Source organism: Atlantibacter hermannii (genome assembly GCF_009907385.1).
Taxonomy (GTDB): Bacteria; Pseudomonadota; Gammaproteobacteria; order Enterobacterales; family Enterobacteriaceae; genus Atlantibacter; species Atlantibacter hermannii_A.
The window spans coordinates 21,048-40,379 of sequence record NZ_JAAATR010000003.1 but is presented as its reverse complement, the minus strand read 5'-3'; the positions used below and the strand labels follow the sequence as shown (position 1 = coordinate 40,379).

The following is a 19,332-nucleotide window of genomic DNA, read 5'->3' as shown; positions in this document are numbered from 1 at the left end:
TATCACCGTGATTACCGATAACCTCGATTATTTGCTGTGGGGCCGGATGGCGCAGGGCGAGCCGGGCGGGGTGCTGTTAACGTTAATGATGGCATTCGGCGCGGGCGTGCTGGCGTTGCCCGGCGGGATAGCGCTGGCGTGCCTGGCGTGGCGTTATTCCGGCGTGGTGCGGCGCGTACTGTTTGCCTGGGCGGAGCTGATTCGCGGCATTCCGCTGATCTTCGTTATCTTCTGGCTGTGGTATTTACTGCCGATGATGATGGGTATCGACCTGCCTGGTGCGGTAACCGTGACGCTGGCGCTGGCCTGGTTTACCTCGGCATCAGTGATGCACTCGACGCTGGCCGGGCTTCAGGCGCTGCCGACCGGGCAATATGAAGCGGCCCAGACTCAGGGATTCAGCCCATGGCAGGCGCTAAGAATGATCCTGCTGCCTCAGGTGTTGCGCAATGTGCTGCCGTCGCTGGTGGGGATTTTTATCGGCCTGCTGAAAGACACGTCGCTGGCGTTTATCGTCAACGTGCCGGAGCTGACCACCGTCGCCGGGCAGGTAAACAGCCGGGTGCAGATATACCCGGCGGCGATTTTTATCTTCGTTGGCGTGGTTTATTACCTGTTGTGCAGCGGGCTGGGCGTACTGGCCCGACGCTGGCAGCGGCGGGCCCTTCAGCCATAAAGCAAAGCGCGCCCCGGGCGCGCTTTTTTACAGCGGCGCGTAGTTGCCGACGCCGTCCGGCCAGGGGGTGAGCAGGTCATACCCGGTGTCGGTCACCGCCACGGTATGCTCCCACTGGGCCGACAGCGAACGGTCCTTGGTCACCACCGTCCAGCCGTCGCTCAGCACGCTGGTGGCGGGTTTACCGGCGTTGATCATCGGTTCGATAGTAAAAATCATCCCCGGCTCCAGCACAATGCCGGTGCCTGGCGTGCCGTAATGCAGGATCTGCGGTTCATCGTGGTATTCACGCCCCACGCCGTGCCCGCAATATTCACGTACCACTGAGAAACCGGCGTCTTCCGCCACGCGCTGGATCGCCGCGCCGATATCGCCGAGCGTGGCGCCCGGACGCACGGTTTTAATGCCCGCCACCATGGAATCGTAGGTGACATCCACCAGGCGACGCGCCCGGATCGACGGTTCGCCCACAAAGTACATGCGGCTGGTATCGCCGTACCAGCCCTCTTTGATAATCGCCACATCGATATTGACGATATCGCCCGCCTTCAGCAGTTTGTCGGAGGGAATGCCGTGGCACACCACATGATTGACCGAGGTACACACCGTTTTGGTGTAGCCGTGGTAGCCGATATTCGCCGGGATCACTTTTAGCTCGTTAACCAGATAGTCATGGCAGATCCGGTCAATCTCATCGGTGGAGATGCCCGGGCGCACATAGGGTGCGATCATCTCCAGCACCTTCGCGGCGGCATGGCCTGCGGCGCGCGCCATTTCAATTTCCTGCTGGGTATGCAAAACGATAGTCATTGCGCGGCACCCTCTTTGGTTTCGGGAAGCGTGTCATCCAGTAACGCGGTGATATCCACACCGCCTTTTAGTTCCGCCTGCACCAGCGCGCGGGCCAGCTGCTGGTGGGTAAGATGCGGATAGAGTTCCGCCAGCATGCCGATTTTCATCCAGTGTTCCGCCTGGGCGTTGATGGAGCGGCTCATGGCGTTGCTGGCGACACGCAGATTTTCATGCATCAGATCAGAGATCTTAACGATACCCATAGGTCACCTATACGAATCATATACGTTTCGTATATTACCATGGGATCGGACGACTGGCGACAGCCGTTTAGAGAGAACGGATACAGGATATATTTCTGGAAACTATAAGAAATACTGATAGATGATTTTTTTAAGAACGAATATTTAGATTGATTTTATCGAAATATGATCTCCAGAAATATTAAAAATTATTAAAATCACCCAATTCTAAGGAGTTAGATTTTTTGTCCACATATTTAATGCTGAGATAAATCTTATTTGCAGGATATATTACCTGACGGCAGTGGATTTTATTCTTGCGCGAAGTGTGATGCAGGCTATAGTTAACACTGCTTGACGGGAATAACGCTTCCCACTTTATTAAAACTTTCACCAAAACATAATGAGGAAATTATTATGACTCAGCATCGTGGCGGTTCAGGTAATTTTGCAGAAGATAAACAGCGTGCTTCTGACGCCGGTAAAAAAGGCGGTCAAAACAGCGGCGGTAATTTCAAAAATGACCCGCAGAAAGCATCCGAAGCGGGGAAAAAAGGCGGTAAAAGCAGCGGCGGCAGCCGTTAGGCCTGATACCGTTGGGTGAGTTAACCCATCTTTGAAATGAGCAGTCGTTTAATTACATAATTAAATGAAGGTTATTTCTATTATCTGCTTAATTGTTTATTAAGCGAAGCATACAAACGGTATCCCTTACGCAGAAAGTGTGCGTTCAGTGAAAAGGGGTGCCGTTTTTTATGCACCATAATTAACCGTAACGGCAAAGATGACGAGACGAGGAATATATTATGCCTTCAGTTAAGACACTTGAAGATCTATTTATTCACGAACTGTCAGATATTTACAGCGCGGAAAAACAGATTACCCGTGCGCTTCCTAAAATGGCTCGTGCAGCAACCGATAAAAATCTGAAAGCGGCGTTTGAGGCGCACCTTGAAGAGACCCGCGGCCAGATTGAGCGTATCGACCAGCTGGTTGAGTTAACAGAAGGCGTTCGTATCCGCCGCATGAAATGCCATGCGCTGGAAGGCCTGGTTGAAGAGGCGCAGGAGATCATCGAATCGGTGGAAGCGGGTACTCTGCGTGATGAAGGGCTTATCGGTGCCGCGCAGAAAGTGGAGCACTACGAGATCGCTTCCTACGGTACGCTGCGTACCCTGGCGCTGAAGCTGGGCTATAAAGAAGCAGCTAAGCTGCTGGAAGAGACGCTCAATGAAGAGAAAGCCACCGATACCAAACTGACTGGTATCGCGGAAGGTAATAAATAGCAGCAAAGCGGGCCTGCGTAAGCAGGCCGTTTTGTCATGGCTTCCAGTCCAGCGCCTCGACGATTGCCCGGCGATAGACCGTATCGATCTGTTGAGGAACGCGTTGAATATACTCCCGCGCGTGCTCGCGCGTATCGCCTGTCAGGCTATCGAGATACGCCACGGCTTCCGTAACCGTTGGTGCCCGGCCTTCCATTTCCGCGCTTCTTACCGGCAGCGCCGTCCAGACCACGGCTTCGATCCCGCGTTGTTGCGCCCATTCCGCCAGCTCGCCTTCCGGCGCGTCGTCTATGATCAGTAACCCGATTCCGTCTACGCGATCTTCATCGATACCCTCGCGCTGGCGCAGTTCATCGCATGCGACAGTGACATCTTCAATGTCCAGCCAGGCCCAGAGCACCTGAACGGGCGCAGCATTAACGCAGATCGCTGTTGCCAGCTCACCGCCGTCGCTGACCCGGGAGAACTCCACAGGCAGCATTGGACCGTCGGTTTTCCATTCTCCGACAACGGGTAAATTTTCTGGTTTCCAGATAAGGGATCCCCAACCCAGACAAGCGATTTTCATGTGCGGTTCCTGAAACTCAACGACATCAGAAAACTGTAGCAAAGCTGCGTCGGTTCGCATCAGTTATTGGAATGTTCAGGAAAATAAACTGAGCGCAGTGGCGAAAGCGTTGATTGTGGATCCGGCGCATTGAGATTCAGGTGACAGCGTGGCGGGTAAGCAAAACAATGCTCATATAACAGTGAACAACTGTATTTAAAACAGGTTGTGAATATCAGAGGATGACAGACATCGTGAGTGGGATAATATAGTCAGTAATAAGAGGATGAGTAATGTGCACGGGAAGATATATCAAATATAACTAATCTAATGTAAATTATTATCATTGGTAATGATGGTTTTTATTTGTTGCAGCAAAAATAAAACGGGTTCTGTCTCCCTATCCTAAATAAGTTATGATCACTTATTATTCTCTTGTTTAAATATTCACGACTATCACACTGTTAATGAAATCAAGTTGCCCATCTCTTTATATCTCGCCTAAGATAAATAAAGTAAAGATGCCATGCTCGAGAAAAAATATGATATTTCCTGAAACGCCACCCAATGAAGCAGAACGCCTTAAGTCACTCTATTTAATTGATCTGCTGGATAAAAATAACGATGAAAGATTCGACAGACTGACGCGTCTGATGAAATTAACCTTTAATGTGCCCGTGGCCTCGCTAAGTTTACTCGACAGGGAGCGGCAATGGGTGCTGTCCAGCGCGGGTGTCGATATACGGGAAACCCCGCGCAGCACCTCTTTTTGCGCCCATGCCATCCTGTCAGAAGGGGTGTTTGTGGTCAAAGATACCCTGAAAGATCAACGATTCCACGATAATCCTTTCGTAACCGGCGAGCCGCACGTGCGTTTCTATGCCGGATATACGGTACGGTTGCCGGACGGCATGATTGCCGGCACGCTCTGTATCGTTGACAGTGTTCCTCGCGATTTTTCAATGGAAGAAGCGAATGCGCTGATTGATTTTGCTGCGATTGTTGAAGATGAGTTTCTTATTATCAGCAAGACCATGGCGGATAACGTTACCGAGCTTATGAATAAGCAAAGCTTTCTGAAACTGGGTCAAAAACGGTTTGAGCAATTTACCCGATACCAGCTTCCGTTCAGCCTTATTTATTTGGAAATTGATAATCTTAAATCGATCCGGGATGTTTTGGGCGATAAAGAAGCCGACGCTATCCTGAAAGTCTTTTCAGGCTATATAAAATCATCGCTGAAAAAGCATGATACGGGAGCGTATTTAGGGCGGGGTGACTTTGCTGTATTGCTGGAACATGACGTGAACAATGCCGAGGAGCGTTACCTGTTTAATCTGCTATCTTTTATGGATGATTTTAATAATAAATCAAAAAAATCCTACCATATTAACTACGCCTATGGCCTGACCCCTTATGAACCCTCGACGCATGGCTCACTGATGGCGATGCTGGAGCTTTCCAGCAGAACAACCTTTGCCGAGAGACGAAAAAGGCCGCCGCAGTAAGCTGTCAGGAGATGATCAAGTTAGCAAAACAGATAGCGGACACCAAACAAATGCCAGGTTTTGCCGATACTGTTTTTACCTTTAAGGTCATTTTGCGGGCAAACTTATACTCACCCGTTAAGCGATGGAAAAATGAACTGGCAGCGTCTTAATAAAGTAAGCAGTGTTTCAGGGGAAACCAGCGGGATAGTAAAAAAGACATTTATTATCACCGTGGCGTTGCTGAGTTCTCTTTTTCTGGCAGCGATTGTGAGTCTTTTTTATATTGCCGACAATCTGAACGAAAAGGCGGATGCCCGCAGCAGCGTGCTTTTGCAAAAGGCCCTCGCCAATCGGCAGGAAAAAATTCGCTCCAATTTGACCGATAACGCCGACTGGGGAGAGGCGTATAACCATCTTCATAAGCAGGTTAACGTGCAATGGGCGTGGGATAGCCAAAACCTTGGCGAGTCGCTTTACACTAACTATCACTACGAAGGCGTATTTGTGCTTTCCCCGACCGGTGAAACCCGCTACAGCGTGATTGAGGGGCGTCTTGTAAGCCAGGCTTTCGAGAAATGGCTGAATCGGAATGTCACCGCCGAGTTAATCAACGATCTCGCACAAAGCCGGGGCAAAGCCGTCTCACGGTTGCTGATGGCTAACGGTCAACTGACTTTACTGGCGGCGGCCTGGATCACGGCAGGGGATGACGAAAGCATAACGCCAGTAGTGGGCAATGCCTCGATGATGGTCTTCGTGGATGTGCTGACACCCGCCAAAATGCGACAAATGGGTAATGAATACGGCATCCAGGATGCGCATACCTACGGCAGCATGTCGCAGAGCAAACCAAATTACCGGGAGGCGCAGATTATTCTGCCCATCGATCGCGGTAATGTACTGGTGGAATGGCGAAGCGATAATCCCGGCAGGGAGCTTATGAGCCGGGAGCTGCCGTTAATCCTCCTGCTGATGCTGTTGACCGTGACGTTCACCTGGGTAATGCGACGCAACGCGATAATCAAAGCGCAAAGAAACGATGAGAACGTGTTTCTCCTGGAGCAGAGCCGCCAGGCGCTGGCGGCAAGCGAACGGCGTTTTCGCGATGTCATCGAAGCCACCACGGACTGGATTTGGGAAGCGGACAGCCAGTCGCGCCTGACGTGGCTGTCTGACCGCTTTTCCGGCATTACCGGCCATCATTCAGAAAGCTGGCTTGGGAGAAGCATGCTGGATTTTATCCCCAGAGATAAAATCGCGTTTACGCAATGGCTGCTTAACCCGCAGGCTGGCGGGACGTTCACCATCAAGAAGGCCCGCTATTTTTCCGCGCTGGGCCATCAACGTTACTGTAACCTGGTGGCGAAACGCACCATCATGGATGACGGTTCGATGGGCTTTCGCGGCACGGTCACCGATGTGACGCTGGAAGTCGAAGCGCAGGAACGCGTGGAATATTTATCGCGTCATGATGAGTTAACGGGATTGCCTAACCGGTTAAGAATGAAAGAGTTTTTAGAGGGTAAGCTGCGCTCGCTGCCCGATCCGGCACATCCGCTGGCCATGATTAGCCTCGACCTCGATAAATTCAAGCCCGTTAATGACTTATTCGGGCATAACGCCGGTGATGAATTATTGAATGAGGTCGCCAGCCGGTTACGCGCCTGTACCCGTAAAGTCGATCTTGTCGCCCGGCAGGGTGGCGATGAATTCATCCTGATCCTGCCGGATATTTATGTTGAGAAAGATATTGAGACGCTCTGTCAGCGCATTACCACTGAAATAAGCCGTCCTTTCCAGGTTAACGGCAACGACGTGCATATTAGCGTGAGCATGGGTATTGCGTTAGCGCCGCAGGATGCCATGGATGCCAGCGATCTGATTCGTTATTCCGATATCGCATTATATAAAGCGAAAAATTCCGGACGTAATAACTGGGTATTTTACAAGCCGGATATGGGCGAGTATTTAATTCAGCGTCGGGAAATGGAAAAGGAGTTTCGCGAAGCGTTGAGCGAAGGGCAATTCCAGCTGGTTTATCAGCCGCGTTACGATATTAAAACCTCGCGTGTCGCTGCCGTAGAAGCGCTGGTCCGCTGGCAGCATCCGCGCCTGGGATTGCTGATGCCCGATCAGTTTATTCCGCTCGCGGAAGAGACGGGCCTGATTATCGATATGAGCGACAGGGTGCTGGAAAAAGCCTGCCTCGATGGTTTGCGCCTTGCGCCGGATTTAAAGATTTCGGTAAATATTTCGGCGGTGGAATTTAATACCGGCGGCCTGGCGAAGCGGGTAAAAGCCATTCTGCAAAAAACCGGGCTTGAGCCGTCACGGCTGGAGCTGGAAATAACCGAGAGCGTTACGCTATCCAACCCGGATACTACGCTGGAAACGATGACGGCGTTAAAAGAGATCGGCGTGCGTTTCTTGATTGATGATTTTGGCACAGGGTACTCGGCGCTAAGCTATCTGAAACGTTTCCCGTTTGACGGGATTAAGTTGGATAAATCCTTTGTCTTCGCCATGGAGGAATCTGACAACGCCAAAATTATTGTTGAGAATATTATTGGCCTCGGCAAAGCCTATTCACTGGCGATAACCGCCGAAGGCGTGGAAACGGCAGAGCAGTTAACACGGCTAAAAGAGTACCAGTGCGATGAGGCGCAGGGGTATTTTATCGGACGCCCTGTGGCGCTGGATAACATCGATTTTAATGTAGAGCTTGGTGTTTAAATGTTTAAAACTGAGGGGAGATTAAGGCAGGCTTTCCGCCTGCCCTATGGCTTAATCAGGCGGCTTTAAATACGTTGCCGATCGAGCGTTTCATTTCCGTCAGTTTGCCGTGTGTGGTTTCTCACTCGGCGAGTCATTCTTCTTCACGCGAATTCATCGCCATAATCATCAGGCAGCCATCGCTGATTTTTACAGTGCAATGTTGGGTTCACACTCCGCCTCGCTGAGCTATTTACCGGAAAGGGTAATTTGCGGTGTGTGGATGTCTCCGCCCTGCGGCTTAATTTTCCCAGCCTGATAACCTTGAAATCTCTTTTTCCCCTTTAGCCTCTTTTAACTTCCGCCGCTGTTCAGCAAACAGAAAATATTCCGCCTTTACCTTATTATCAGCTATCTTTTTGCTGCTGTTTCCGGCTCCCTGCAAACATTACGATCATTAAGTTGCAGAAACTGGTCCCGCTTAATTCTCGTCGAGTTCATCTTCTGCAAAGATTTTTTTAATATGCTCGCTGATCGTTGCTTTGGCTTTGCCGTACAGTTCGCAGATCATAGACTGAGAGAGCCACAGCGTATCGCTTTCGAATCGGCAATCAATGCGTACTTTCCCGTCACCACGGGTAAACATAAGAAACTCACCTGCTGGGGGTTGCGTTAAATGTTTATCTTCCATGTACCGCCTCCGCGTTATCCGGGCTAAAAACGTCATAGTGGCAATATATGACAGAGAACCTGGATGAAACTCATCGCCAGTGATGTGTTTATTTGCTGGAAATCTTTTCTGAAAACAGGAGGAATTAATCAAGCGGAAAGCGATAAAAGTGGCGGAAGATCACAGGAGTCGAACCTGCCCGGGATCGCTGGCGACCCCAACTGGATTTGAAGTCCAGCCGCCTCACCGGAGACGACGATCTTCCGAGCCTTCATTGCTACATGGAGGCCGGCGCATTATAGGCGCGTTTCAGGCGCTTACCAATACCCGCTGCGTTCTTTTTTCTCACCTTACCCGTAAACAAAAAACATCTACCGTATGAATATAAAAAATCTATCCGTTATTAAAACTAATTAATTTAAATATCAATGAGTTAATCCGATCACAGAAAACAATTAACATAAATAAATAACCAGAAAACACAATTCCACGCGGCGTCGTGCGGGACTAAAACACCTTAAGCGAAATTTACGCTGTGTGATAAGGATGGCTGCTATGAGCGATCAAGTGTTATCGGTTAAAGAGAAGATTGGTTACGGCATGGGAGATGCCGCCAGCCGTATCGTGTTTGATAACGTCATGCTTTATATGATGTTTTTTTATACCGATATTTTCGGTATTCCCGCCGGGTTTGTCGGCACCATGTTCCTGCTGGCCCGCGCGCTGGATGCGATTTCCGACCCGGCGATGGGCCTGATTGCCGACCGCACCCGCAGCCGCTGGGGCAAGTTTCGTCCGTGGGTGCTTTTCGGCGCATTGCCTTTCGGTGTGGTGTGCGTGTTTGCTTACAGTTCGCCGGAACTGAGTATAAGCGGAAAAATGATTTACGCCGCCGTCACCTATACGCTGCTGACCCTGATGTATACGGTGGTTAACATCCCGTACTGTGCGCTGGGCGGCGTCATCACCAGCGACCCGGAGCAGCGCATCTCCCTGCAATCCTGGCGCTTCGTGCTGGCGACCCTCGGCGGCATGCTCTCCACGGTATTGATGATGCCGCTGGTGCAGTGGATTGGCGGCGCCGATAAGGCGCTTGGGTTCCAGGGCGGTATCGCCGTGCTGGCGGTGGTCGCTTTCCTGATGCTGGCGTTCTGTTTCTTTACCACCAAAGAGCGCGTCGAAGCGCCGCCCGGCAACGCCTCCATGCGCGAAGATTTGCGCGATATCCTGCAAAACGACCAGTGGCGCATCGTTGGGCTGCTCACCATCCTCAATATCCTGGCGGTGTGCGTGCGCGGCGGGGCGATGATGTATTACGTCACCTGGATTATGGGCGATGCGGCGCTGTTCTCGTGGTTCCTCGGGCTTTACTGCGTCGGCAACCTGATTGGCAGCGCTCTCGCTAAACCCCTCACCGACTGGAAATGCAAAGTCAGCGTGTTCTGGTGGACCAACGCCGCGCTGGCGGTGCTGAGCGTCGCGATGTTCTTTGTGCCGCTGGGATCCACCGTGCTGATGTTCGTCTTTATCTTCGCCATTGGCGTGCTGCACCAGCTGGTCACGCCGATTCAGTGGGTGATGATGTCCGATACCGTCGACTACGGCGAATGGCGCAACGGCAAACGCCTTACCGGCATCAGCTTTGCGGGCACGCTGTTTGTGCTGAAGCTGGGCCTGGCGCTGGGCGGCGCGCTGATCGGCTGGATGCTGGCAGGCGGCGGTTATGACGCCTCCGCACACACGCAAAATAGCGCCACCCTCACCATTATCATCGCGCTGTTCACTCTGGTGCCGGGCATCTGCTACGTGCTGAGCGCCATTATCGCCAAACGCTTCTACACCCTGAAAACGCCGCTGCTACGCAACATCCTCAACGAGCTGGGGCAGAGCGCGCGCAACCATCAGCGGGAATTTGAAAAGTCACCGGTCAGTAACGACCTGAATCATTCAGAGGGATAACAGATGAAAATCAGCGATGGAAACTGGCTAATCCAGCCCGGCTTAACGTTAACTCACCCGCTTCAGGTGTTTGACGTTGAGCAGTATGGCAACGAGATGGTGGTGTATGCCGCGCCGCGCGACGTGCGCGAGCGCACCTGGCAGCTCGACACGCCGTTATTCACGCTGCGGTTTTCCTCGCCGCAGCAGGGCATTATTGGCGTGCGCATCGAGCATTTTCAGGGCGCAGTGAATAACGGCCCTCACTACCCGCTTAACGTGCCGGGTAATGTGCAGGTTGAGATGCGCAACACGCCGGAATTCGCCGAGCTGAAAAGCGGCAACCTGAGCGTGCGGGTCATCAAAGGTGAAAACTGGGCGCTTGATTTCCTGCGTGACGGCGTGCGCATCACCGGCAGCCAGGTAAAAAACAACGGCTACGTGCAGGACGGCAATGCCTTGCGCCAGTATATGTTCGAGCGGTTGGATCTCAGCGTGGGTGAAACCGTATACGGCCTGGGCGAGCGCTTTACCGCGCTGGTGCGCAACGGCCAGACGGTGGAAACCTGGAACCGCGACGGCGGCACCAGCACCGAGCAGGCGTACAAGAATATCCCGTTTTATCTGACCAATCGCGGCTACGGCGTGTTAGTAAATCACCCGGAATGCGTGTCGTTTGAAATCGGCTCTGAGAAAGTCTCAAAAGTGCAGTTCAGCGTGGAGGGGGAGTATCTCGAATATTTCGTGATCGACGGACCGACGCCGAAAGCGGTGCTGGATCGCTATACCCGCCTGACGGGCCGCCCGGCGCTACCGCCTGCCTGGTCATTCGGGCTGTGGCTCACCACCTCGTTTACCACTAATTACGACGAAGCCACCGTGAACCGTTTTATCGACGGAATGGCCGAGCGCCGGCTGCCGCTGCACGTGTTCCATTTCGACTGCTTCTGGATGAAGGCATTCCAGTGGTGCGATTTTGAATGGGACCCGGCGACGTTCCCGGATCCGGTGGGCATGTTGAAGCGCCTGAAAGCCCGCGGCCTGAAAATTTGTGTGTGGATTAACCCTTATATCGGTCAGAAATCGCCGCTGTTCCGTGAAGGCATGGAAAAGGGGTATCTGCTGAAGCGCCCGAACGGGGCGGTGTGGCAGTGGGATAAATGGCAGCCCGGACTGGCGATTGTCGATTTCACCAACCCGGCGGCGAGCGCATGGTATGCGAACCATCTGAAACGGCTGGTGAAGATGGGCGTGGACTGCTTCAAAACCGACTTCGGCGAGCGTATTCCTACCGATGTGGTGTGGCATGACGGTTCCGATCCGCAGAAAATGCATAACCATTACGCCTTTATTTACAACGCGCTGGTGTGGGATGTGCTGAAACAGACCGTCGGTGAAGAAGAGGCGGTGCTGTTTGCTCGCTCGGCGTCCGTGGGCGCGCAGCAGTTCCCGGTCCACTGGGGCGGCGATTGCTATGCCAACTATGAGTCCATGGCGGAGAGCCTGCGCGGCGGGCTGTCTATCGGGCTGTCCGGCTTTGGGTTCTGGAGCCATGATATCGGCGGCTTCGAGAACACCGCGCCCGCGCACGTCTACAAACGCTGGTGCGCCTTTGGGCTGCTCTCCAGCCACAGCCGCCTGCATGGCAGCAAGTCGTACCGGGTGCCGTGGGCGTATGATGACGAAGCCTGCGACGTGGTGCGCCACTTCACCGAGCTAAAATGCCGCTTAATGCCCTATTTATATCGCCAGGCAGTCACGGCGAATGCCAGCGGTACGCCGATAATGCGCGCCATGATGCTCGAATTCCCGGACGATCCGGCCTGCGATTACCTCGACCGCCAGTATATGCTGGGCGATTCGCTGCTGGTGGCTCCGGTGTTCAGCGAGGCGGGCGATGTGGCGTTCTGGCTACCGGAAGGCCGCTGGACGCATCTGTGGCATAACGACGAACAGTCAGGCAGCCGTTGGCTGAAACAGCGTCACGACTTCATGAGCCTGCCGGTGTACGTGCGTGACAACACGCTGATTGCCCTCGGCAACAATGACCAGAAACCGGATTACGCCTGGCATGACGGGACTGCGTTCCAGCTGTTTAATCTCGATGATGGTCGGGAAGCGCAGTGCGACGTGCCGATGGCGAACGGCTGCGTAGCCTTTACCCTGCACGTGAAACGCGAGGGCAATAAGCTGATGGTGTACGGTGAGGGCAACGCCACCAACTGGACGCTGTGCCTGCGTAATATTCACCAGCTTAAAGAGGTCGCGAACGCCCGTTCGTGTCCCGGTGAGTTGGGCATTGTTATCACGCCGATCAGCGGCGAACTGTCGTTTAGCGTCACGCTGTAAATCCTCTTCACCGCCGCCTTCGGGCGGCGTTCGGTTATCTTCGGTCTGCCACACGCCATGCCACATCACGCATCAGATCCCGGGCGCTCTGGCTGATGCCGCCAGGCTGAAAGAAACCGTGGATCACGCCAGGCCAGCGCTGGCAGGTGCAGCTAACGCCTTGCTCCGCCAGACGCGCAAAAAGCGCTTCGCCTTCATCGCATAGCGGATCGAATTCTGCGGTGACGATATGCACGGGTGGCAAACCGGCAAAATCGTCGCGCCATAGCGGGCTGGCTTCCGGGTGGAGGCGATTCCAGATAGTCAGGTAGGCATCATAGCCCGTCCGCGGCGCTGGCGATCTAGCCCGCGCGCCGTTCAGCGATGGTTTTCCCCCGTACCGAGGGTCCTCCGGCAGCGATAAACGCCTCAACCAGGGTTGCTATTCCATGCTCTAACGCCATTTTTGCCCGGTTAATCTGTATGGATATACAGAGATTTTGTCCGGCAAAATGTGGGATCACAAGTCTGTTTTGCTAAAAAAAGAGCTTCTGGAATGCATCCCGCAAAACATGATTTGTTACAGCGCGAAAGGTTAATTTCGGTTGTTGAACGTGTCAGGCTTACACAGGGTAAGGTGATTGCTAAACAGGCGAAAATGATATGCCGGGGTGATATATGCTCATGGCATTCGAGGGTGCTATGAGTTGCAGGACGTAGCGTGATGCTCCGCCAGCAGCGCAACATGAAGTGGCCTGATGCGATTATGCTGGCAACAGCGCAGGTTAATGCTCGTTAGCTTATTACGCGGAACCATAAAGACGTTGGCGGTCTGGGCGGCGTGGGGATTCCCTGCTGATTAAATTAATTCCCGCCCTCAGCCGAAGACGGGAATCCACGTAACAGGAGAATTACTCGCCTTCACCCGGGAACAGGAACGGGTTGATGGAGCTGCGGGCAAAACCCTCTTGTTCCATACGCGCGTCCAGCACCAGCGAGGCCAGATCGTCCGCCACGGCGTCAACTTTCGGGTCTTTTTCCTGATACAGAATCTTCAGGTAAGTGCCGCAGTCGCCGCAGCTTTCCGCTTTAATCGCGGCCTGTTCGCTATCGAGCGACCAGTAGTGCAGGTCGCGGGTTTGCTCGCAGTTGCTGCATTTGACGCGCACTACGTGCCACTCGGTTTCGCACAGGTTGCAGTGCAAATAGCGCAGGCCGTTAGTGGTGCCAATCTGCACGATGCTGGAAACCGGCATCGAACCGCATACCGGGCAGAACTGGCGCTGTTCGCCGTATTCCGCACGCGCTTTGCCGGGGATCAGGCTCGCCATTTGCGCCCAGTAGAGCGACAGCGCCGCCCAGATAAACGGGGCTTTGTCGCTGCTGACGGTACTGAAATCGGCAGCAAACAGCGCGTTCGCCATCTCTTCCAGTTCCGGACCGGAAGCCTTTTCCAGATTTTCGATGACGGCCAGCGCCGTGCCGCTCATCTCTGGCTTCAGCTCGGCAATCATGGAGTGCAGCAGCTTTTGCCAGTGGGCGTCACGCGGCAGGACATGGATATCCAGCGGCGGTTTGCCCTGTGCAGCGGCCTCTTTGATGCGCGCCGTTAAGTCCATCTCCAGCGGGTGGTCATACAGCACCACCTCCTGGGCGTGGGCGATCAGCGCGGCGAAGCGCAGGTAGTCGCCCAGCGGGTTGCTTTCCGCCAGCTCGCGCAGACGCTCCGCGCGGCGGTTATAGAGGTTTTTCAGCCTGGGGAACAATAACGGCGGAATCATATCCGCCGTCTGTTTTTCGCCCTTCTCCAGCTGATCTTGCGGGATGATGCGAATACTCATTCAGTCGATTTATCCTGTTTTTCGCGCACTTCGCGATACCAGCGCGGGTGATGTTTCTTCGCCCATGCGGAGGTGACCCAGCCTTCGACCATTGCGGTGATGGTGCCTTTCACCCACAGAGCGGCGTAAATATGCACCATAATAACCACAATAAGGGCGACCGCGGCAAACGAATGTACCATTAGCGCCACGCGGATCACCGGAATCGAGAAGACGGGAGCGAAATACGGGCGCCAGATGATGACGCCGCTCACCAACAGCAACACCAGGAAGATAATCGCCGCCCAGAAAACGCACTTCTGGCCGAAGTTATAACGTCCGGTGTCACCTACTTCGTCGTTAACGATGATCTTACGAATATTCTTCGCCCAAAAGATATCCTCACGATTGATTAGATTGTGGTGCCAGTATCTAAAAAACATGATGATAAACGACGCAAACATCACCACCCCGACAAATGGGTGGACGATACGCGCCAGTTGCGGCGTCCCCATGATGTGCATCAACCAGTTGAAGGAGGGGAACAGGAACCCCAGCCCGCTCACCGCCGCCAGGATGAAGCAGAAGGCGGTGACCCAGTGGTTGATGCGCTCGGGCGCGGTGTAGCGCACGATAGTATTACGTTTCCTCATTTGCGCCCCTCCTCACGATCGTCACGAGTCTGGTCTTTCTCTTCGTGAAGATTGTCTTCTTCATCATCCGCACGGTTCGGACCGACGCCGACATAGTGGAACACGCTGGCAGCAAAGGTCGCGGCAAAACCAATCGCGGCCAGCGGCTTCCAGACGCCTTTCCAGAATTTAACGGTGTCGCTGATTTCCGGGTTCTCCGGCAGCCCGTGATACAGATTCGGGTTATCGGCGTGATGCAGCACGTACATCACGTGCGTCCCGCCCACGCCCGCCGGATCGTACAGGCCCGCTTTGTCGTAACCACGGGTTTGCAGTTCCGCCACGCGCTCGCTGGCCAGCTCTTTCATGTCCTCTTTCGAGCCGAAATGAATCGCCCCGGTCGGACAGGTTTTCACACACGCCGGTTCCTGGCCCACGGTGACGCGGTCTACGCACAGGGTGCATTTGTAAACGCGGTTGTCTTCCGGGTTCAGGCGCGGCACGTCGAACGGACAGCCGGCGATGCAGTAGCCGCAGCCGATGCACTGCTCGGACTGGAAATCGACGATGCCGTTGGCGTACTGAATGATTGCCCCTTCCGCCGGGCAGGCCTTCAGGCAGCCCGGGTCGGCGCAGTGCATACAGCCGTCCTTGCGGATCAGCCACTCCAGTTTGTCGTTCTGCTCCACTTCCGAGAAGCGCATCACCGTCCAGGATTTCGCGGTGAGATCCGCCGGGTTGTCATACACCCCGACGTTGTGACCCACTTCGTCACGCAGGTCATTCCACTCGGAACAGGCCACCTGACAGGCTTTGCAGCCGATGCAGGTGGTCACGTCGATAAGTTTCGCCACCTCTTGCTGGTGTTCCCGCGCGTGAGGCGCGGGAGTGAAACCGTTAGTCGCGGAACGACGGATAATGTCTTGCGATTGATAAGCCATAAGTCGTCTCCGTTACACCTTTTCCACGTTCACCAGGAACGCCTTAAATTCCGGCGTTTGGGTATTGGCGTCGCCCACGAACGGCGTCAACGTGTTCGCGATAAAGCCTTTTTTCGCCACGCCCTCGTAGCCCCAGTGAATCGGAATGCCGATGGTATCGACGTCCTGATTGTTCACTTTCAGGGTGCGAATACGCTTGGTCACCACCGCCTTGGCTTTGATGTAGCCGCGCCTGGAGGAGACTTTCACAGTATCGCCCTGGGCGATGCCCAGCTTGTTAGCCAGCTTCTCGCCGATCTCCACAAACTGCTCCGGCTGCGCGATGCTGTTGAGCAGCGCGTGTTTGGTCCAGTAGTGGAAGTGCTCCGTCAGACGATAGGTGGTCCCGACGTACGGGAATTTATCGGCTTTACCCATCGCTTCCAGGTCATGTTTAAAGACGCGGGCGGCAGGGTTGGAGACCACATTCGGGTGAAGCGGGTTGGTGCCGAGCGGCGTTTCAAACGGCTCGTAGTGTTCCGGGAACGGCCCTTCGGCCATCTTATCGATAGCGAACAGGCGACCCATGCCTTCCGGCTGCATAATGAACGGCCCGACATCGCTGCCTGGCGCCGCGGCGCTGTAGTCCGGAATATCCGCACCGCCCCATTTCGCACCGTCCCAGCGCAGAAGCTGGCGCTTCGGATCCCAGGGTTGACCCTGCGGATCGGCGGAGGCGCGGTTATACAGAATGCGGCGGTTAAGCGGCCACGCCCATGCCCAGCCCAGCGTATTGCCAAGACCTGAAGGGTCAGAGTTATCGCGGCGCGCCATCATGTTGCCTTCCGGCGTCCAGCTCCCGGCGAAAATCCAGCATCCGCTGGAGGTGGTGCCGTCATCGCGCAGTTGCGCGAAGCTGCTGAGCTGTTGGCCTTTCTTGACGATCACCGCGCCGGTCGCCGGGTCGGTAATATCCGCCAGCGCTTTACCGTTGCTTTCCATCGCCACTTCTTCCGGGGCCGGGTTATGCGGCGTCAGGAAGTTCCAGGTCATGTTCAGCACCTGTTCCGGGCACGCGCCGCCTTCTTCGGCGTACATTTTGCGCAGGCGCAGGAAGATACCCGCCAGGATCTCGCCATCGTTCAGCGCGATGCCCGGGGCGTCCTGGCCTTTCCAGTGCCACTGCAGCCAGCGGCCGGAGTTAACGATAGAACCGTTCTCTTCGGCGAAGCAGGTAGACGGCAGACGGAAGACTTCGGTCTGAATGGCTGCTGAATCCACGTCGTTCTGCTCACCGTGGTTTTGCCAGAAGGTGGACGTTTCGGTGTTCAGCGGATCGATGGTCACCAGGAACTTCAGCTTCGACAGCGCTGCCACAACCTTGTTCTTATTCGGGAACGAGGCCACCGGGTTAAAGCCCTGGCAGAAGTAACCGTTCACTTTGCCCTGGTGCATCATGTCGAAGTACTGCAGCACGTCGTAGCCTTTGTCCCACTTCGGCAGCCACTCGTAACCCCAGCTGTTCTCCGCCGTCGCTTTGTCGCCATAGAAGGCTTTCATCAGCGAGACGAAGAATTTCGGGTAGTTGCCCCAGTAGTTCACCTGGCCTTCCAGCAGCGGCTTCGGCGTGTTAGCGGCGAGATAGGTCTGGATATCCGGCTGGTTCTCGTTCGGCAGCGACATATAGCCGGTCAGGCTCTGGGACAGCAGGCCGAGGTCGGTCAGACCCTGAATATTGGAGTGGCCGCGCAGGGCGTTCACGCCGCCGCCTGCCATGCCCATGTTGCCGAGCAGCAGCTGGATCATCGCCATGGTGCGGATGTTCTGCGCGCCCACGGAGTGCTGCGTCCAGCCCAGCGCGTACAGGAACGACGCGGTTTTGTCATGAACGCTGGTTTCCGCGATGTATTCGCAAACCTTCAGGAAATCCGCCTTCGGCGTACCGCAGATGTTTTCAACTACATCCGGCGTATAGCGCGAAACGTGGGTCTTCAGCAGGTTCCACACGCAGCGCGGATGGCTCAGCGTGGTATCGCGTTTCGCGAAGCCGTTCTCATCCAGCTCGTAGTTCCAGGAGGTTTTGTCGTACTTGCGTTTTTCGGCGTCATAGCCGGTAAACAAACCGTCGTCGAAGCCGTAATCTTCACGCACGATCAGGCTGGCGTTGGTGTACGCCTCAACGTATTCACGGTTGAATTTGTTGTTGGTTAACAGGTACAGCAATACGCCTGACAGGAAAGCAATGTCAGTCCCGGAGCGGATCGGGGTATAGAAATCGGCCACCGATGCGGTACGCGTAAAGCGTGGGTCAATAACAATCAGCTTCGCGCCATTGTGGATTTTGGCTTCCATCGCCCAGCGGAATCCCACCGGATGCGCTTCTGCCGCGTTTCCCCCCATCACGATGATGAGGTTGGCGTTCTTCATATCTACCCAGTGGTTGGTCATCGCACCGCGACCAAATGTTGGAGCAAGACTTGCTACCGTTGGTCCGTGTCAGACGCGCGCCTGGTTATCCACGGCTAACATGCCGAGGGCGCGGGAAAATTTCTGGGTTAAATAACCGGTTTCGTTACTGGAGGCGGAGGCGCACAGCATACCGGTGGTGAGCCAGCGGTTTACCGTCACACCTTTGTCATTTTGCGCCACAAAGTTGGCGTCGCGGTCCTGCTTGATAAGCTTAGCGATGCGGTCAAATGCCTCATCCCAGCTGATGTCCTGCCATTTGTCGGAGCCTGGCGCACGATACTGCGGGGCTTTGAGACGGCTTTCTGAGTGAATGAAATCGACTAAACCTGCGCCTTTCGGGCACAGTGCGCCACGGTTGACCGGGTGGTCCGAGTCGCCTTCAATGTGAAAGATGGATTCTTTCGCGTTTTTTGCGCCGTCGCCGAGGCTGTACATCAACAGCCCACAACCAACGGAGCAGTATGTACAGGTGTTACGGGTTTCGCGGCTGCGCAGCAATTTATATTGCCGTGTTTCCGCAAGCGCGACGCTGGGGGCAAAGCCCAGCGCTGCTGCCGTGGTGCCTGCCATACCGCCAGCGCAGATCTTAAAGAACTGCCTTCTGCTGACCTGCATGGATCGCTCCTTGTTTTGACATTGTCACTTCCCCGCCGTTTTTCGCTATCCTGCGCACGAAATTCATTGGGTCTTTGTTTTTATTTTGCGGTTGTATCCGCAAAGGTTCAGAATTGCTGGATTAACCCTCCTGCAAGGAGGGAAAGTTCCCCCAGAATACCACAATAGTGTTAAGGGTGTTCCAATACGGTTAAC

At 54.4% G+C, this 19,332-nt stretch carries 15 protein-coding genes, 1 tRNA gene and 2 pseudogenes; 8 read left to right on the top strand and 10 right to left on the bottom strand.

Annotated elements, in window-relative coordinates:
• The first annotated feature begins 46 nt into the window (after nt 1-46).
• Nucleotides 47-676, top strand: coding sequence for an amino acid ABC transporter permease (locus tag GV764_RS01330; protein ID WP_201743020.1), 630 nt, complete (start codon nt 47-49; stop codon nt 674-676).
• A gap of 27 nt (nt 677-703) precedes the next feature.
• Here GV764_RS01330 and map read toward each other — a convergent pair whose 3' ends face one another.
• Complete coding sequence (gene map, locus GV764_RS01325; protein ID WP_161658749.1) at nt 704-1,486, bottom strand: type I methionyl aminopeptidase; 783 nt, start codon at nt 1,484-1,486, stop codon at nt 704-706.
• Nucleotides 1,483-1,731: a ParD-like family protein gene (locus tag GV764_RS01320; RefSeq protein WP_125292857.1), complete on the bottom strand. Its 249-nt coding sequence runs from the start codon at nt 1,729-1,731 to the stop codon at nt 1,483-1,485. Before GV764_RS01320 ends, map begins: the two co-directional genes overlap by 4 nt.
• Before the next feature lie 396 nt (nt 1,732-2,127).
• On the opposite strand from GV764_RS01320, the gene GV764_RS01315 reads away from it, so the two are divergent.
• The gene (locus GV764_RS01315; RefSeq protein WP_125292946.1) at nt 2,128-2,295 is read left to right on the top strand and encodes a con-10 family general stress protein; all 168 of its coding nucleotides are present in this window, start codon (nt 2,128-2,130) and stop codon (nt 2,293-2,295) included.
• 221 nt (nt 2,296-2,516) lie between these two features.
• Nucleotides 2,517-2,996, top strand: a complete 480-nt coding sequence (locus GV764_RS01310) for a YciE/YciF ferroxidase family protein (RefSeq protein ID WP_125292856.1) — start codon at nt 2,517-2,519, stop codon at nt 2,994-2,996.
• 34 nt (nt 2,997-3,030) lie between these two features.
• Here the strand turns inward: GV764_RS01310 and GV764_RS01305 are convergent, their stop codons facing one another.
• Entirely contained in the window at nt 3,031-3,564 is a 534-nt protein-coding gene (locus GV764_RS01305) for a hypothetical protein (RefSeq protein ID WP_161658748.1), read from the bottom strand.
• 521 nt (nt 3,565-4,085) lie between these two features.
• Here GV764_RS01305 and GV764_RS01300 point away from each other — a divergent pair.
• Genes GV764_RS01300 through GV764_RS01295 form a run of 3 tightly spaced genes read left to right on the top strand, consistent with a single transcriptional unit; the run spans nt 4,086 to nt 7,766 of the window.
• A complete protein-coding gene (locus tag GV764_RS01300; protein WP_161658747.1) occupies nt 4,086-5,051 on the top strand; it encodes a diguanylate cyclase domain-containing protein in 966 nt (321 codons plus the stop codon).
• Nucleotides 5,052-5,062: 11 nt separating this feature from the next.
• Nucleotides 5,063-5,203 carry a hypothetical protein gene (locus GV764_RS21930; protein ID WP_201743027.1) on the top strand — a complete coding sequence of 47 codons (141 nt, stop codon included), beginning with the start codon at nt 5,063-5,065 and terminating at the stop codon, nt 5,201-5,203.
• Nucleotides 5,184-7,766 (top strand): EAL domain-containing protein, encoded by a 2,583-nt coding sequence (locus tag GV764_RS01295; RefSeq protein WP_161658746.1) that lies wholly within the window; start codon nt 5,184-5,186, stop codon nt 7,764-7,766. Before GV764_RS21930 ends, GV764_RS01295 begins: the two co-directional genes overlap by 20 nt.
• A gap of 463 nt (nt 7,767-8,229) precedes the next feature.
• On the opposite strand, the pseudogene GV764_RS01290 reads toward GV764_RS01295, so the two are convergent.
• A pseudogene (locus GV764_RS01290) lies at nt 8,230-8,436 on the bottom strand (virulence RhuM family protein); the annotation flags it as partial.
• A gap of 149 nt (nt 8,437-8,585) precedes the next feature.
• Nucleotides 8,586-8,680, bottom strand: a tRNA-Sec gene (locus tag GV764_RS01285).
• Between the two features lie 290 nt (nt 8,681-8,970).
• On the opposite strand from GV764_RS01285, the gene GV764_RS01280 reads away from it, so the two are divergent.
• Both GV764_RS01280 and yicI read left to right on the top strand, forming a co-directional pair.
• Nucleotides 8,971-10,374, top strand: coding sequence for a glycoside-pentoside-hexuronide family transporter (locus GV764_RS01280; protein ID WP_161658745.1), 1,404 nt, complete (start codon nt 8,971-8,973; stop codon nt 10,372-10,374).
• A gap of 3 nt (nt 10,375-10,377) precedes the next feature.
• Nucleotides 10,378-12,702: an alpha-xylosidase gene (gene yicI / locus GV764_RS01275; RefSeq protein WP_161658744.1), complete on the top strand. Its 2,325-nt coding sequence runs from the start codon at nt 10,378-10,380 to the stop codon at nt 12,700-12,702.
• A gap of 34 nt (nt 12,703-12,736) precedes the next feature.
• Here the strand turns inward: yicI and GV764_RS01270 are convergent.
• The 5 genes and pseudogenes from GV764_RS01270 to fdnG form a co-directional block, all read right to left on the bottom strand.
• Nucleotides 12,737-13,027, bottom strand: a pseudogene (locus GV764_RS01270) (alpha/beta hydrolase fold domain-containing protein); the annotation flags it as partial.
• A gap of 565 nt (nt 13,028-13,592) precedes the next feature.
• Nucleotides 13,593-14,522 carry a formate dehydrogenase accessory protein FdhE gene (gene fdhE, locus GV764_RS01265; protein WP_161658742.1) on the bottom strand — a complete coding sequence of 310 codons (930 nt, stop codon included), beginning with the start codon at nt 14,520-14,522 and terminating at the stop codon, nt 13,593-13,595.
• Nucleotides 14,519-15,154 carry a formate dehydrogenase cytochrome b556 subunit gene (fdoI, locus tag GV764_RS01260; protein WP_002435439.1) on the bottom strand — a complete coding sequence of 212 codons (636 nt, stop codon included), beginning with the start codon at nt 15,152-15,154 and terminating at the stop codon, nt 14,519-14,521. The genes fdhE and fdoI overlap by 4 nt, the downstream gene beginning before the upstream one ends.
• Nucleotides 15,151-16,074: a formate dehydrogenase subunit beta gene (fdxH, locus tag GV764_RS01255; RefSeq protein ID WP_125292846.1), complete on the bottom strand. Its 924-nt coding sequence runs from the start codon at nt 16,072-16,074 to the stop codon at nt 15,151-15,153. The genes fdoI and fdxH overlap by 4 nt, the downstream gene beginning before the upstream one ends.
• Nucleotides 16,075-16,086: 12 nt before the next feature.
• The gene (fdnG, locus tag GV764_RS01250; protein WP_161658741.1) at nt 16,087-19,137 is read right to left on the bottom strand and encodes a formate dehydrogenase-N subunit alpha; all 3,051 of its coding nucleotides are present in this window, start codon (nt 19,135-19,137) and stop codon (nt 16,087-16,089) included.
• Nucleotides 19,138-19,332 lie beyond the last annotated feature (195 nt).